We start from the raw sequence: 15,609 nt of genomic DNA, 5'->3' as shown, positions 1-15,609 counted from the left end.
GTTATTGATTAGTAGGTAATGCATTATAAATTGTGGTGTTTATAATGCATTACTTTTTTACTTTATCTGGACAGATATAAAAAACCATCTTTTTTATTGTTCTGAATCCTATTATTTCCATCTACTGACTGGTAGTTTAGGATATAGAAGTAGGTTCCGGTTGGTAATCCTTCAGATTGTTTAACCGTTGTTCTTCCTCTGGAATTGCCATCAAAGGCGTTGGTGGAATTATTATAATTGGTAGTTTCAAAAACCAATATTCCCCAGCGGTTATAAATTTCTACTGTATTTCCAGGATAACAAGTCAGATCATTAATGCCGTCGATTTCGAATACATCGTTTATTCCATCACCATTTGGAGAAAAAGCATTGTGCACCAAAATGTTTCCGCAAGCCAAGACTTTGCAATCATCATTTATCAGCATGTTTAAAACGATTTTTTTGGTGCAGTTTTCATTGGCTATCTGATATTCGAAAGTGTAATTTCCTAATGTCAGACCAAACGGATTTAAAATGTTTCCTTGTAAAGCATTAGAACCGCTTGTGTCTGTCCAGGTTCCTGTAGTAAGAGTGCCGCTAGGAAGTAGAGTTGAAAGATTAATCAAAGTCGAATCGTCAGTACATGCTTCACTTGTTATGTTGGTAACGCTTTCAACAGTGAAGGTCTGAACCAATACGGTTTTGTTTCCAGCACAATCAGATAAAGTGTAGCTTCTCGTCAGAATGTAAATGTTGCCAGCGCATCCAGTTCCCTCATTGCTGGTATCTGTAATAGAGATAGTAACATTCGGACTGCAATTATCTTTTGCATCTGTAATAGCCTGTGGATTTGGAGCTGGAATTTCAGCTCGGTCTCTTAAGCCCACTACATTTGCTGGTGCAGTTCCTGTTGGAGGAGTAGTGTCTCGAACAGTGACAATCTGAGTGTGAGAAACGATATTGCCGCTACAGTCACTTGTTTTCCAATTGCGGGTCAAAGTATAATTAGAAGCACATCCATTTTCGCTGATTGCTTTTGTTTCGGTAAAAACAACTGGTAAATTTTCATTACAACCGTCAAAGGCAATCATTTCTGCTGGCACTGGCACGGCATCACAGGAAACTGTAATATTTGCTGGAAGAGTACTAGTAAAAACAGGCGCTTTTGTATCTTGAATTGTAATCACTTGAGTGAAAGTACTAGATAAGTTGCCACAATTGTCTTTGGCAATCCATGTATTGGTGTACGTACCTGCATTAGAACAAGATTCGGATACTTTAAATATGCCAGTTGATTTAGTATAAATAATTTCCGAACTGCAAACATCGGTTGCGATTGGCGCTTGATTGAATGCTGTTGTCAAACCAGCAGCATCGCTGCATTCCAATGTCACATTCAGAGCTGTTGGTGCAGTCGTCCAAGTCGGCGCAGTCGTATCCTGAATCGTGATTATCTGAGTGAAGACATCAGAAATATTCCCGCAGTCGTCTTTCGCAGTCCAAGTGTTGGTATAGGTTCCGGAATTTCCGCAACCTGCAGCAGCCACAAACTGTCCGTTTGTTTTGGTGATGTCTGCAACATCAGCATCGCATAAGTCAGAAGCGGTCGGAGTCATCGCCTGAGCACTGGCAAGTCCTGAATCATCGCTGCATTCCAATGTCACATTCAGGGCTGTTGATGCAGTGGTCCAAACCGGAGCTGCCGTATCCTGAATCGTAATTATCTGAGTGAAGACATCAGAAATATTCCCGCAGTCGTCTTTTGCAGTCCAAGTGTTGGTATAGGTTCCCGCATTACCGCAATTTTGAGAAGCCACGAACTGTCCGCTTGTTTTGGTGATGTCTGCAACATCAGCATCGCACAAGTCAGAAGAGGCCGGAAACATCGCCTGAGCGTTCGCAAGTCCGGAAGCATCGCTGCATTCCAATGTCACATTCAGGGCTGTAGGTGCAGTCGTCCAAGTCGGCGCAGCCGTATCCTGAATCGTGATTACCTGAGTGAAGACATCAGAGATGTTGCCGCAGTCGTCTTTCACAGTCCAAGTGTTGGTATAAGTTCCAGAATTTCCGCATCCCTGAGTTGCTACGAACTGTCCGCTTGTTTTGGTGATGTCTGCAACATCAGCATCGCATAAGTCTGAAGCGGCCGGAAACATTGCCTGAGCGTTTGCAAGTCCTGAAGCATCGCTGCATTCCAAAGTCACATCCAAAGCTGTTGGGGCAGTCGTCCAAGTCGGAGCTGCCGTATCCTGAATCGTGATTACCTGAGTGAAGACATCGGAAATATTCCCGCAGTCGTCTTTCGCAGTCCAAGTGTTGGTATAGGTTCCGGAATTTCCGCAACCTGCAGCAGCCACGAACTGTCCGTTTGTTTTGGTGATGTCTGCAACATCAGCATCGCACAAGTCAGAAGCGGTCGGAGTCATCGCCTGAGCATCCGCAAGTCCTGAAGCATCGCTGCATTCCAATGTCACATTCAAGGCTGTTGGTGCAGTCTTCCAAGTCGGCGCAGCCGTATCCTGAATCGTGATTACCTGAGTGAAGACATCAGAGATGTTGCCGCAGTCGTCTTTCACAGTCCAAGTGTTGGTATAAGTTCCGGAATTTCCGCATCCCTGAGTTGCTACGAACTGTCCGCTTGTTTTGGTGATGTCTGCAACATCAGCATCGCACAAGTCAGAAGCGACCGGAATCATCGCTTGCGCATTTGCAAGTCCGGAAGCGTCGCTGCATTCCAGAGTCACATTCAGGGCTGTTGGGGTTGTCGTCCAAGTCGGCGCAGCCGTATCCTGAATCGTTATTACCTGAGTGAAAACATCAGAAATGTTGCCGCAGTCGTCTTTCACAGTCCAAGTGTTGGTATAAGTTCCGGAATTTCCGCATCCCTCAGTTACTACGAACTGTCCGCTTGTTTTTATGATGTCTGCAACATCAGCATCGCATAAGTCGGCAGCAGTCGGAATCATCGCCTGAGCGTTCGCAAGTCCTGAAGCATCGCTGCATTCCAATGTCACATTCAGGGCTGTAGGTGCAGTCGTCCAAGTCGGCGCAGCCGTATCCTGAATGGTGATTACCTGAGTGAAGACATCAGAAATGTTGCCGCAGTCGTCCTTCACGGTCCAAGAGTTGGTATAAGTTCCGGAATTTCCGCATCCCTGAGTTGCTACGAACTGTCCGCTTGTTTTTATGATGTCTGCAACATCGGCATCGCACATGTCAGAAGCGGTCGGAATCATCGCCTGAGCGTTTGCAAGTCCGGAAGCGTCGCTGCATTCCAAAGTCACATTCAGGGCTGTTGGTGCAGTCGTCCAAGTCGGCGCAGCCGTATCCTGAATCGTGATTACCTGAGTGAAAACGTCGGAAGTATTCCCGCAGTTGTCCTTTACAGTCCAAGTGTTGGTGTACGTTCCAGAATTTCCGCATCCCAGAGTTGCCACGAACTGTCCGCTTGTTTTTATGATGTCTGCAACATCGGCATCGCACATGTCAGAAGCGGTCGGAATCATCGCCTGAGCGTTTGCAAGTCCTGAAGCGTCGCTGCATTCCAATGTCACATTCAAGGCTGTAGGTGCAGTCGTCCAAGTCGGCGCTGCCGTATCCTGAATCGTGATTACCTGAGTGAAGACATCGGAAATATTCCCGCAGTCGTCCTTCACGGTCCAAGTGTTGGTATAAGTTCCGGAATTTCCGCAATTTTGAGAAGCAATGAACTGTCCGTTTGTTTTTATGATGTCTGCAACATCAGCATCGCATAAGTCAGAAGCGGTCGGAATCATCGCTTGCGCTGAAGCCAGACCAGCGGCATCGCTGCATTCCAGAGTCACATTCAGGGCTGTTGCTGCAGTCGTCCAAGTCGGAGCAGCCGTATCCTGAATCGTGATTACCTGAGTGAAGACATCAGAGATGTTGCCGCAGTCGTCTTTCACAGTCCAAGTGTTGGTATAAGTTCCAGAATTTCCGCATCCCTCAGTTACTACGAACTGTCCGTTTGTTTTTATGATGTCTGCAACATCAGCATCGCACAAGTCGGCAGCAGTCGGAATCATCGCTTGCGCTGAAGCCAGACCAGCGGCATCGCTGCATTCCAGAGTCACATTCAGGGCTGTTGCTGCAGTCGTCCAAGTCGGCGCAGCCGTATCCTGAATCGTTATTACCTGAGTGAAAACATCAGAAATGTTGCCGCAGTCGTCTTTAGCAGTCCAAGTGTTGGTATAAGTTCCGGAATTTCCGCATCCCTGAGTTGCTACGAACTGTCCGCTTGTTTTGGTGATGTCTGCAACATCGGCATCGCACATGTCAGAAGCGGTCGGAAACGTCGCCTGAGCATTTGCAAGTCCGGAAGCGTTGCTACATTCCAAAGTAACATTCAAAGAATTAGCTGCAGTCGTCCAAGTTGGAGCAGTAACATCTACCACATTTATGGTTTGACTTACAGGAAGTGAAGTGTTGTTGCAAGCATCTTTTGCAGTCCATGTTCTCGTTATCGAGTAGGTACCAGCACAAGATCCAGGAGTATTTTGGTCAACATAAGTCAAAGAAGTCACAGTTCCGCTATTGTCCGTTGCTGTAGCTTGAGCAAAAACTGGAAGAGATGGACAATCAATTGTACTTGTTGCAGGTAGAGGATCAATAATCGGTTTAATGGTATCTCCACCAGATATTACTACCGTCAATTGTTTAGAACAGTTGTTGCTGTCAGTTACGGTAACCGTGTAACTTCCAGGACCAACATTGGTTAGGTCTTTGGTGACTGCACCGTTGCTCCATGAATAAGTGTAGTTGGGAGTTCCACCAGTCACAGTCAATGTTATATTAGAAGTTCCACCATTGCAACTTACAGCCGAATGTGTTTCGCTTAACATTAATTCAGTTGGCTCGACTATGGGCAGAATATAAGTATTCGATATGTTTTGTGAATCGGTAACCGTTAATTTTGCTGTGTTGTTAGATGTGGTGTACGTATAAGTTGGATTGGGTAAAGTAGAATCTGGTGCTCCTCCATCATTTTTAAAATCCCAAGCATATGTATAAGGTGTTTTGCCTCCATTTGTTGTTGAGGTAAAACTCACTGTTGTACTGGTACCCACTTTACAGGCTTTGTAGGTAAACTGAACGGCCAAAGGCTTAGAAATTGTAAAACTATTGGTAAAATCACATTGCGAGTTGGTATAAGAACCGCAGTTGTAATTTGGGCCAGGATTGCTATTGCTGTTTGTTTTCCAAGCAATTATGGTATTGCTTAGGCTTAATTCATCTCCGCAAGTCCAGTTAAATGGCCCATAAATTAACTTTTTGTTGCTGCCAGGAGCAATATCTCCTAAAAGAACATTTAAGAATGTAGTAGTTCCATTTATTTTTAGGTCTGAATTCATTCTTGTATAATGAATAGACGAATTAGAGTTGGAAGTGTAATTAAGATAAATATAGACCTGCTGTACTTGCCCAATTGTACAAGTAGTATTAGTGATTGGAGTTCCGTTGACATTTGATAAACTTAGATATACATCTGTAAGTGTGTAGTTGTTTGACGTACAGCTGTAACCACAGGTTCTTAAATCTATTTGTGAAAACGATAAATGAATATTGAATATTAGAATAAATGTTGTAAATACGTATCTGAAACTAATATTTTTTAAAGAAGTAATGTTTTTCATAATCTCTACTTTTTAAACTTTAATAATTTTATTTTGAGATTCCTGAGTTTATAATCAGCTTGACTGATATAATTTTTTGCACTGATACTTGAATTAAGTATTGTAGTTAATTTTTGGTGCAAGCTTTTAAATTAGCTTGGAGTTTTTCTTTAGGATTTGTTTTTAAGTTACAGTGATAATCCTTTTTAAGATGTGTTTTAGTTGCACATCTGCGTTGCGTACAAAAGAAATTAATCTTACAATTTTCAAGTAGTTAGCAGCTTCCGGATTTGTTGCTATTTGATTGTTGTAATTTATTCCTCTGTTTGTGGTATCTTTAATATTTTAACATAATTAAAGGTATATACTTAATTTTCAGATTGTATTTTTTTATCTGTAACTAACATAAAAACTCGTTCAACGACATTTTTTTAGTAAAATGTTACCTCAATAAAACTTTTTTTTAACTCTTTTAATCCTAAAATTTAACTTCTAAAAAAATCGGATTTTCAAATTTATTTTAAATTAAATTACTGTAAATCATTATTTTATGTCGTGTTATAAATTTGTTTTACACTATCGACTAAATGTCTGATTTAATAGATGAAAAACTTTAACTTAAAAAAAAGGAAGAATTTATTTTCAAAATGTTAATATTTTAAGATTTCTTTATTCTTGTTAAATTTGTGACAATTGTTAACAGAAATAAAAAATCAGCAGGTATTAAAATAACTTTTGTAAATTAGAAACTTAATAAAATGTGAGCTTCGTCTTTGAGGTTCTAAACCTTCTGCTTATGAAAAATTTAATTTTGATACGTCACGCGAAATCAAGCTGGGAAGCACCTTTAAAAGATTTTGACAGACCATTAATGAAAAGAGGGATTCTCGATGCACATACTGTTTCTTTACATATTTCTAAATTTCTCCCAAAAACCTACATAATTTGGAGCAGTTCTGCGGCAAGAGCATCCGAAACCGCTTTAATTTTTGCACAAAACATTTCTTATCCTCTTGAAAGCATAGTTTTCAGAGACGATTTATATACTTTTGATGAGAGGCAACTCGAAAAGGTTATTAAATCGTGTGATAATAGTTTAGAAAGCGTTATTCTTTTCGGGCATAACGAGGCTATTACAAATTTTGTTAATAAATTTGGAGATGTTTTTATCGATAATGTACCAACTTCTGGCTTTGTATCATTGCAATTCGACTCGGACAGTTGGGACTCAATCGATAAAGGCAAAACCAATAAAACTATATTCCCCAAAGACTTAAAATAAATACAGTGTACGAACAGAAATATATCGATAGAGAAAAAAGCTGGTTAGCGTTTAATGCAAGAGTGCTTCAGGAAGCGGCAGATAATACCGTTCCTCTTTTGGACCGACTTCGTTTTGTTGGAATTTTTTCAAACAATTTAGATGAGTTTTTTAGAGTTCGATATGCTGCTATTCGAAGATTAAGTCTTTCTGGAATTTCGGGCGAAAAATATTTAGGTGGTATTTCTGCGCATCAATTAATTAAGGATATTACTGAAATCGTAATTCAGCAACAGTCCGAAAGCCTTCGAATTTTAGGAAATATCGAATCTGAACTGGAATCCGAAAATATCTTCATCATAAACGAAACTCAGATTACGCAAAAACAAGAATTGTTCCTGAAGGATTTTTATATGCAAAAGCTAAGTCCTGAGCTAGTGACAATTATCTTGAACGATTTGGCTGTTTTTCCTGTTCTAAAGGATACGCTTGGTTATTTAGCAGTTCGTTTGGAATTGGCTAATGAAGAGATACGTTACGCTTTAATCGAAATTCCGAAAAACATTAACCGATTTGTCGTTCTTCCGTCAGAAGATGAAAAACAATACGTGATCCTAATTGATGATGTAATACGATATAAATTAAAAAGCATCTTCAATATATTTGATTTTAAGAGCGTTTCGGCACACATGATTAAAATTACCCGCGACGCACAATTGGATATAGATAGCGATTTGAGTAAAAGTATGCTCGAAAAAATTGCTTCATCTGTAAAAGACCGCCGAATTGGAGAGCCCGTTCGTTTTATTTATGACAGTCAAATCGAAGACGATACACTGCATTTTTTCTTGGAGAAAATGAAAATCGTTGAAACGGATAGTATAATTCCAGGTGGAAGGTATCATAATCGACGTGATTACATGAGTTTTCCTAATCTAGGGCGCTACGATTTATTATACAAGCCAAATGAACCGCTGCCGGTTCCAGGCTTAAGTCTGGACGGGAGTATTCTAGAAAAAATCTCCAAAAAAGATTATCTTGTACACGCTCCATATCAGTCATTTTCTTATTTGACAAAATTTTTGCGTGAAGCAGCATTAGACCCAAAAGTAACCAGCATCAAGATTACGCTGTATCGTCTGGCTAAGAATTCGCAGATTATCAGTTCGTTGATCAATGCTGCAAAAAATGGGAAGAGAGTAGTAGTGCAAATCGAGCTTCAGGCGCGTTTTGACGAAGCTTCGAATATTTCGTATGCCGAACAAATGCAAACTGAAGGGATTGAGCTGATTTTTGGGATAAAAGGCCTTAAAGTTCATAGTAAAATTTGTGTCATCGAAAGGCTTGAAGACGGAAAAAATCGTCGTTACGGATTTATATCAACAGGAAACTTCAACGAATCTACGGCTAAGATTTATACAGATGTAACGCTTCTTACTTGTCATCAGGGTATTTTGAAAGATACATCCAAAATATTTGAATTTTTCGATATCAATTATAGAGTTCACCGATACAAGCATTTGATTGTGTCGCCACATTATACAAGAACAAAATTTATAAAATTAATTGATCGTGAAATTCTTCATGCTTTGGCAGGAAGAAAAACACATATCAAGTTAAAAATGAATAGTTTATCAGACTTTAAAATGATTGATAAGCTTTACGAAGCGAGTAATGCGGGAGTAAAAATCCAGCTTCAGGTTAGGGGAATTTGTTCGCTTATTCCCGGAATTCCGGGTATGAGTGAGAATATAGAAGCTATAAGTATTGTAGACAACTATCTGGAACATTCGCGCGTTTATATTTTTGGAAATGCTGGATTAACAGAAGTCTATATCTCGTCTGCTGATTTTATGACCAGAAATCTAGATGGAAGAGTAGAAGTAACATGTCCGATTTATGATTTGGAAATTAAAAAGGAACTGATTGATAATTTTAATATTGCTTGGAAAGGAAATGTTAAAGTCAGATATCATTCTTATAAATTAGATAATAAATACAAGCCTAGAAACCATCATGCACCTTTTAGGGCACAGCTAGAAACCTATAAATATTACGAAAAAAAGATTCAGCTGATCGAAGAAGTTGCTGAGCGCGCAAATTTAAAAACAGTAAAATAAATCATAAGTGAGCATGATTACGATTAAAAAATATGCAGCAATAGATATTGGTTCAAACGCCATGAGGCTTCTGATATCGAATGTTGTAGAACAGCCGGGCAAGGAACCTCAATTCAATAAAAGTTCCCTTGTGCGTGTGCCGATTCGTCTGGGTCAGGACGCTTTTACGGTAGGAGAAATATCAGAAGAAAATATAGATAGAATGGTTGATGCGATGAAAGCATTCAACCTTTTAATGAAAGTTCATAAAGTAGAACGATATATGGCTTTTGCGACTTCGGCAATGCGCGAAGCTTATAATGCAAAAGAAGTTGTTGCTTTAATTAAGAAAAAAGCCGATATAAAAATCGAAATAATCGATGGAAAAAAAGAAGCGGCCATTATTGCTTCTACCGATTTGCACCATTTGCTAAAAACAGACGAAACGTATCTATTTGTAGATGTTGGAGGGGGAAGCACAGAATTTACTTTATTCTCTGACGGAAAAATGATTACTTCCAGGTCTTTTAAGGCTGGAACTGTTCGTTTGCTGAATAATATGGTTCACGATGTGGTTTGGGATGAAATTGAAAAGTGGATAAAAACAAACACCAAAGATTTTGACGAAGTTACATTGATTGGTTCTGGAGGAAATATCAATAAATTGTTTAAAATGTCGGGCAAACAGCAGGAAAAACCGCTTTCGTACATTTATATCAATTCACAGTACGCATTCTTAAATTCATTGACTTACGAACAAAGAATTGCCGAATTAGGACTTAATTCCGACCGTGCCGACGTTATCATTCACGCAACACGCATATATCTGAACGCAATGAAATGGAGCGGCGCGCGCCAAATCTACGTTCCAAAAATCGGACTTTCAGATGGTATCGTAAAGGCAATGTATTACGGTAAGATTTAATTTTTTATCTTTTTAATCGCAAAAATTAACGGCAACAGCAGGCAAAATAATTCACCAATTGCCTAATGTCATTTCACGCAGATTTTAAGGATTTATGCTGGTTTGTGCAGATTTTTTATTCAAAATTTACTAAATTTAGAAATCTGCTTGATTTTATAGTATGACAAAATCTCCAGAATCTGCACAATCTGCGAGAGATAAAAATTCGTGAGAATTTAGACAGATAAGTATAGAGATTTTAAGTTAATTCAAAAAATCTGCCCAATCTGCAGCATCTGCGAGAGCTAAAAATCAACAAAGATTTAGACTGATTTGCGCAATGATTTTAAGTTAATTGAAGAAGCTTCGATAAAAAAAATCAACAATTTTCAGGACATTTGTCCAGTAAAAAAAATCAAAAGAAAGGTATTTTTGGATAAACATGAATATGAAAAAAATACTGATTATAAACGGACACCCAAATCCTCAAAGTTTCAATTTCGGACTTGCTGAAGCTTATAAAAACGGTGCAATTGCTTCTGGAACGCAAGTTGAAACAATCGCAATTGCTGATTTAAATTTTAATCCAAATCTCAAATTTGGTTATCAAAAAAGAACCGAATTGGAGCCAGACTTATTGGAATCGTGGGAAAAAATAAAAAGAGCAGACCATTTAGTTTGGATACATCCTGTTTGGTGGGGAGGATTGCCAGCAATTACAAAAGGATTTATAGATAGATTGTTTTTGCCGGGAATGGCTTTTCAGTACAGAGAAAATTCTGTTTGGTGGGATAAATTACTAAAAGGAAAATCAGCACACATTATCACGACTTTAGATCAACCAGGCTGGTATTATAGATTGTTTTTTGGAAGGCCAAGCGTCAATCAGCTCAAAAAATCAACTTTAGAATTTTGCGGAATAAAACCCGTAAAAGTAAGTTATATCGGAATTGTGAAAAACTCGACCGAAGAGCAAAGAAAAAAATGGCTTGAAAAAGTCCATAATTTTGGACTTAAAAACGAATAGTTTTTCACTGCATACGAAAATCTGCAAGACATAACGATGCTAAAAATCTATTCTTTTAATTCCAATCCAAATGTTGAGCGTAAAAGTTCAATGTTTGGATTTATTTCTAAGAAACGATTATAACGATCTTGATTGTTGTAACTTCTTTTGGTTTCGGCCTTTTCGTTTACGATTACTTCGATCGTAATGTCATGATTATGAAGATGTCCTTTTAAATGTCCTAGAAGACCATTCATCTGGCTTTCAAACTCCAGTTTAGAACCCTCATTTGGCAATTCATACGTAATTCGGGTTCCGTCCAAAACGGGGTCATTTATCAGTAGGATAGATTCCATGATCTTAAACCCTTTTTGCCCCAAACGTTCTGCATATTTATTCCAGTGAAGACGCATATCGGTTTCATTAAATTCCTCGGTCGGTAAAACAGAAGATGGCTTAACATACGATTTGCTGCTTTCAAGCATTTCCTTTTTCTTGCGTATACTTGCAAGCGAAAAAGCGGAAACTTTTGGTGTATTGTCTGAATTTTGAACCGCAGGCTGCTCGTTTTGAATTGCATTCGGTTTAGTTTCGGATGCTGTATTCTCCACACTGTTCTGTTCGGCAGTTACCTTATTTTCTGCAGCTGAAGTCGGGGTTTCTGAATTTGAATTTTCCTGTTCAGAATTTGGATTTCGGACTTCGGTATTCTGATTTTGAGATTTTAAATTTGGAACTTCGGTAATCGAAAAACTTCCATTTTTATAATAAGTCGGCGGAATTATGAATTGCTCAGCTTTTTTTTTTCTCCATCAAAGCTGATAGAGGCCAATTGCATCAAACATAATTCAACCAAAAGTCGCTGATTCTGACTTAGTTTATATTTTAAATCGCAGTCGTTCGCAATGTCGATTCCTTTTAGTAAAAATTCCTGAGAGCATTTTTGAGACTGAACAGCATACATTTGCTGTGCTTGTTCGCCCACCTCTAACAATGCGATTGTAGAAGGCGTTTTGCTTACCAACAAATCTCTAAAGTGAGAAGCGAGACCAGCAATAAAATGATGCCCGTCAAAACCCTTTGCGAGAATATCGTTGTATGCAATCAACAGTTCCGGAATTTTATTTTCCAGAATCAAATCCGTAACAGAAATATAGGTTTCGTAATCTAAAACATTGAGGTTTTCGGTTACAGCCTGACGAGTTAAATTCGTGCCGCAATACGAAACTACACGGTCAAAAATAGACAAAGCATCACGCATGGCTCCGTCTGCTTTCTGAGCAATAATGTGCAACGCATCATCCTCAAAATTGATTCCTTGGCTTTCGGCAACATCTGCCAAATGTTCTTTGGCATCTTTTACCGTAATTCTTTTGAAATCAAAAATCTGACAGCGAGACAAAATCGTTGGTAGTATTTTATGTTTTTCTGTTGTCGCTAAGATAAAAATAGCGTGTTTTGGTGGTTCTTCTAATGTTTTTAGGAAAGCATTAAAAGCAGCCGAAGACAACATATGAACCTCGTCAATAATATATACTTTGTATTGTCCGGTCTGTGGCGGGATTCGAACCTGATCGATAAGGTTACGGATATCATCGACCGAGTTGTTGGAAGCAGCATCTAGCTCAAAAACGTTAAATGCGAAATCTTCGGTAGGATCATCATATCCAGGCTGATTTATCTTTCTTGCCAAAATACGCGCGCAAGTAGTTTTTCCAACTCCACGTGGTCCTGTAAATAAAAGAGCAGAAGCCAAGTGATTGGTTTCTATGGCATTCAGCAAAGTGTTGGTAATGGCTTTCTGCCCCACAACATCCTTAAATGTCTGTGGACGATATTTACGAGCCGATACTACAAATTGTTCCATATTCTTTTAATTCGATAGCAAATATATGACTTTTGTTTCGTTGTTTAAAACCGATTTCAGTTATTTGGAGAATTTCTTTTTCTTTAACAGAACTAAGAGTAAACTTAGAAATAATACGATGTTGACTATCAAAGAAATGATGATGTATTGGCTGTAAGTTTCTAGTTTTGTTTCTGTTTTTTCTTTATCAGAATTTTCTTTTTGCGCTTTTTTATAGATTCTTAACTTCTCTAATTGGTAGATCCAATCCTGTAAATTTCGATTTTCAAGTTTGAGATCCCAAGCATAAAAAGACAATGTTCTTATTTGATCCTCTATCTTTTGAGAGTTTTTGATTTCTGGCGGAGGTGGTATGGAATTGCTCCCATAAAGTTTCAATCCAGCACTTGGAGAACAACCGCTCACTTCGATAGTTTTATCGTCATTAAATTTAGCATAAACAATCCATAGTTCTTTTAGAGATGGAGTAACAGAACAATTACCAGAATACTTTTGGGTAATAAAGCGAGAATTGTAATTTCCTTTAAAGAGTTCTATGATTCTAAATGTATATATTCTTTTAATTGAATCTACTTTTATGACTTCTCCGTAAAATGCAATTTCGTACTTTAATCCTACTTCCGCCATGTTTTCTCTCTCGATTGGCTTGCATTCACAAGAATAAGAGTAATTAAAGATTAAAAGAAATGTGAAAAGTAAAGCGTATCTGAATTTCATAGTATTTATAAAAAAGACTTACAATGATACTCTTTTTTTTCTATTCTTTTTTTAAATCTACTGGAAACCTTGTAAAACCGCATCAGGATCATATAATCTTTTGATACTTAATTGATTTAATTTTAGAATTGTTAATTATTAAAAAATAGTATTATGAAAATGAAATCAATTTTATTGAGCATGGCCCTTGCGATTTCGCTTGTTGCTTGTAGTCCTAAAGATGCAGATATACAGAAAGAAATCAATGAGAAATTAGCCGATACTCCAGAAGTGCAGGTTACTGTACACGATGGAGTTGCCACGATAACAGGAACTTGCGAAGACGAAGCCTTCAAAAAAAATATAGAAAAAAGTGTTAGAAGAACAAAAGGGGTAAAATCGGTTGTAAATACCTGTGAGCTAGCAAGAGCCAATCAAGAGCCAGCTGCTGCAGCAGTGGTTGTCAATCCGGATAATGAATTAGATAAAGCTGTTCACAAAGTTGTAGATGCGTATGATGGTGTTAGTGCGACTGTTGTTGGCGGCGTAGTAACGCTTTCGGGTGAAATTAAAAGGGAAAAACTACAGCCGTTAATGCAGAGCTTACAGGAACTGCGCCCTCAGAAAGTTGATAACAAATTAATTGTAAAATAAGGTGGTATGGGTTTACAGGATAAATATAGAGAAGTAACAGACTTGGCTGCAGAACTAGGGATAACAGATTTGCAGGTTCGTGAAGAAAATAGTGTACTGTATATTGACGGTACAGCAAAAGTGGCTGCTGACAAAGACAAACTTTGGGATTTGTACAATAAGATAGATCCAGATTATAGATCGGCAGATTTGGTTATGAATATCGAGGTTGGAAAAGGAGCAACAAGCGAATATACTGTTGAAGTTGGAGATTCTCTTTCAAAAATAGGAAAAGCTTATGGGGTTTCTTGGCAGGATATTTTTGAAGCCAATAAAGATATTATTTCCAATCCCGATTTGATTCAGCCGGGATGGAAGCTGAAAATACCCAGAACATTATAAGTTATTATTTCAAAGCCCTCTTAAAAGTAGGGCTTTTTTTATACAAAATTTGAAGATGTTATGGGAAGAAATACTTCAATATCGCTAGGAATTTTTAAAATTGTATTGAATTTAGCCTTTCAGAGGGAAGGTTTGAGGGATAAATTTTAGTTTTATCATTTCGACGAAAGCAATTTGTTTTTTCGTCGAAATGATAGAACTGAGGAGTACTAAACTATCTTCCTCTAATGCTTAAATCAAATAAAAATTTTGCGGTTTCCTGATCTGAATCGGCTGAAAAACCAGCGACATAAACCCCTTTTTTGCCATTGACTGACCTAATTCCGTAAACAACTGCCTCATCCGCCGGGTCCGATTCCCCCTCGTATCGATACACATGAACAATTTCAAATTTCTCAGGATTTTTTTTGATCATGTCTGCATTTCGATTGAAATCGCATGTAAATCCTTTTTCATTCAATTGATCTAAAGCCTTTGAAACAGTTGCGTAATGATACATTCTTTTCATGATAACTGAATTTAAAAATTATAGAATCTTAAAGATAACCAATTTAAAATTAAAATGTTAGAATAAATTCACTAAAAACAGAAATTTAAAACCAATATAGTTAAGCGATAAAATTGTACTTTTGCCGAGCAGACCGCCTTATCGTCGTTCCGATTCATCGGAAGGGAGGAAAGTCCGGACACCACAGAGAAGCATAGCGGGTAACGCCCGTCGGTCTCGATAACTTGTTATCGGGATTAGGACAAGTGCAGCAGAAAGTATGTACAGGTAAGGCTGTAGTGAAACCAGGTAAACTCTATGCGGTGAAATACCAAGTATATCGGCATTTAAGGGCTTCTCGTCCGTTGCCGAAGGGTAGGTAGATTGAGTCCCGAAGTAATTCGGGATCTAGATAAATGATAAGGCCCCGATTTATCGGGGACAGAATCCGGCTTATAGGTCTGCATTTTTTATATATTTGTGAAACTATCTTAACCCATTTTCATGAATATTTCCAATTCAAATTCTTCTCCAAAAGCCAATAAAAGCGTTTTTCATGCTATAGTGACCAATCTTACTTTTTGGGTTTTGGTGGCCATTATTGCGGGAGTTTTGCTTGGTCATTTTTCGCCTGCAAACGGT

At 38.3% G+C, this 15,609-nt stretch carries 11 protein-coding genes and 1 other RNA gene; 7 read left to right on the top strand and 5 right to left on the bottom strand.

Going from position 1 to position 15,609, the window contains the following annotated elements; genetic code table 11:
• Positions 1-62 precede the first annotated feature (62 nt).
• Positions 63-5,633, bottom strand: a complete 5,571-nt coding sequence (locus tag E0W73_RS09160; protein WP_135221779.1) for an HYR-like domain-containing protein — start codon at positions 5,631-5,633, stop codon at positions 63-65.
• Positions 5,634-6,408: 775 nt separating this feature from the next.
• Between E0W73_RS09160 and E0W73_RS09155 the strand changes: the two genes are divergently transcribed.
• The 4 genes from E0W73_RS09155 to E0W73_RS09140 all read left to right on the top strand — a co-directional run bounded on the left by E0W73_RS09155 (position 6,409) and on the right by E0W73_RS09140 (position 10,903).
• On the top strand, positions 6,409-6,894 hold the full coding sequence (locus tag E0W73_RS09155) for a SixA phosphatase family protein (RefSeq protein WP_135221778.1): 486 nt from the start codon (positions 6,409-6,411) through the stop codon (positions 6,892-6,894).
• A gap of 5 nt (positions 6,895-6,899) precedes the next feature.
• A complete protein-coding gene (ppk1, locus tag E0W73_RS09150) occupies positions 6,900-8,993 on the top strand; it encodes a polyphosphate kinase 1 (protein ID WP_135221777.1) in 2,094 nt (697 codons plus the stop codon).
• 13 nt (positions 8,994-9,006) lie between these two features.
• Entirely contained in the window at positions 9,007-9,897 is an 891-nt protein-coding gene (locus E0W73_RS09145; RefSeq protein ID WP_135221776.1) for a Ppx/GppA phosphatase family protein, read from the top strand.
• Between the two features lie 427 nt (positions 9,898-10,324).
• Positions 10,325-10,903, top strand: a complete 579-nt coding sequence (locus E0W73_RS09140; RefSeq protein WP_135221775.1) for an NAD(P)H-dependent oxidoreductase — start codon at positions 10,325-10,327, stop codon at positions 10,901-10,903.
• A 47-nt stretch (positions 10,904-10,950) separates the two neighbouring features.
• Here E0W73_RS09140 and E0W73_RS09135 read toward each other — a convergent pair whose 3' ends face one another.
• From E0W73_RS09135 to E0W73_RS09125, 3 genes are all read right to left on the bottom strand, one after another.
• Positions 10,951-11,493, bottom strand: coding sequence for a DNA polymerase III subunit gamma/tau (locus E0W73_RS09135; protein WP_244248459.1), 543 nt, complete (start codon positions 11,491-11,493; stop codon positions 10,951-10,953).
• 170 nt (positions 11,494-11,663) lie between these two features.
• On the bottom strand, positions 11,664-12,749 hold the full coding sequence (dnaX, locus tag E0W73_RS09130; RefSeq protein ID WP_135221774.1) for a DNA polymerase III subunit gamma/tau: 1,086 nt from the start codon (positions 12,747-12,749) through the stop codon (positions 11,664-11,666).
• Positions 12,750-12,809: 60 nt separating this feature from the next.
• Positions 12,810-13,466, bottom strand: coding sequence for a hypothetical protein (locus E0W73_RS09125; RefSeq protein ID WP_135221773.1), 657 nt, complete (start codon positions 13,464-13,466; stop codon positions 12,810-12,812).
• 153 nt (positions 13,467-13,619) lie between these two features.
• Here E0W73_RS09125 and E0W73_RS09120 point away from each other — a divergent pair, with 153 nt between their 5' ends.
• Both E0W73_RS09120 and E0W73_RS09115 read left to right on the top strand, forming a co-directional pair.
• Positions 13,620-14,099, top strand: coding sequence for a BON domain-containing protein (locus tag E0W73_RS09120; protein WP_135221772.1), 480 nt, complete (start codon positions 13,620-13,622; stop codon positions 14,097-14,099).
• A 6-nt stretch (positions 14,100-14,105) separates the two neighbouring features.
• The gene (locus E0W73_RS09115; RefSeq protein ID WP_135221771.1) at positions 14,106-14,480 is read left to right on the top strand and encodes a LysM peptidoglycan-binding domain-containing protein; all 375 of its coding nucleotides are present in this window, start codon (positions 14,106-14,108) and stop codon (positions 14,478-14,480) included.
• Between the two features lie 214 nt (positions 14,481-14,694).
• Here the strand turns inward: E0W73_RS09115 and E0W73_RS09110 are convergent, their stop codons facing one another.
• Positions 14,695-14,988 (bottom strand): SH3 domain-containing protein, encoded by a 294-nt coding sequence (locus tag E0W73_RS09110; RefSeq protein WP_135221770.1) that lies wholly within the window; start codon positions 14,986-14,988, stop codon positions 14,695-14,697.
• A gap of 125 nt (positions 14,989-15,113) precedes the next feature.
• On the opposite strand from E0W73_RS09110, the gene rnpB reads away from it, so the two are divergent.
• Positions 15,114-15,439: RNase P RNA component class A (rnpB, locus tag E0W73_RS09105), an RNA gene on the top strand.
• The last annotated feature ends 170 nt before the right edge of the window (positions 15,440-15,609 follow it).

The sequence above is a fragment of the Flavobacterium foetidum genome (assembly GCF_004634245.1).
GTDB lineage: Bacteria > Bacteroidota > Bacteroidia > Flavobacteriales > Flavobacteriaceae > Flavobacterium > Flavobacterium foetidum.
This window is presented reverse-complemented; position numbering and strand designations above follow the sequence as displayed.

What these genes read in the sequence shown, in the direction of transcription:
- E0W73_RS09145 (WP_135221776.1), top strand. Translation starts at nt 9,007, where the DNA reads ATGATTACGATTAAAAAATATGCAGCAATAGATATTGGTTCAAACGCC.
- E0W73_RS09110 (WP_135221770.1), bottom strand. Translation starts at nt 14,988, where the DNA reads ATGAAAAGAATGTATCATTACGCAACTGTTTCAAAGGCTTTAGATCAA.
- E0W73_RS09125 (WP_135221773.1), bottom strand. Translation starts at nt 13,466, where the DNA reads ATGAAATTCAGATACGCTTTACTTTTCACATTTCTTTTAATCTTTAAT.
- E0W73_RS09140 (WP_135221775.1), top strand. Translation starts at nt 10,325, where the DNA reads ATGAAAAAAATACTGATTATAAACGGACACCCAAATCCTCAAAGTTTC.
- E0W73_RS09155 (WP_135221778.1), top strand. Translation starts at nt 6,409, where the DNA reads ATGAAAAATTTAATTTTGATACGTCACGCGAAATCAAGCTGGGAAGCA.
- E0W73_RS09115 (WP_135221771.1), top strand. Translation starts at nt 14,106, where the DNA reads ATGGGTTTACAGGATAAATATAGAGAAGTAACAGACTTGGCTGCAGAA.
- E0W73_RS09120 (WP_135221772.1), top strand. Translation starts at nt 13,620, where the DNA reads ATGAAAATGAAATCAATTTTATTGAGCATGGCCCTTGCGATTTCGCTT.
- dnaX (WP_135221774.1), bottom strand. Translation starts at nt 12,749, where the DNA reads ATGGAACAATTTGTAGTATCGGCTCGTAAATATCGTCCACAGACATTT.
- E0W73_RS09160 (WP_135221779.1), bottom strand. Translation starts at nt 5,633, where the DNA reads ATGAAAAACATTACTTCTTTAAAAAATATTAGTTTCAGATACGTATTT.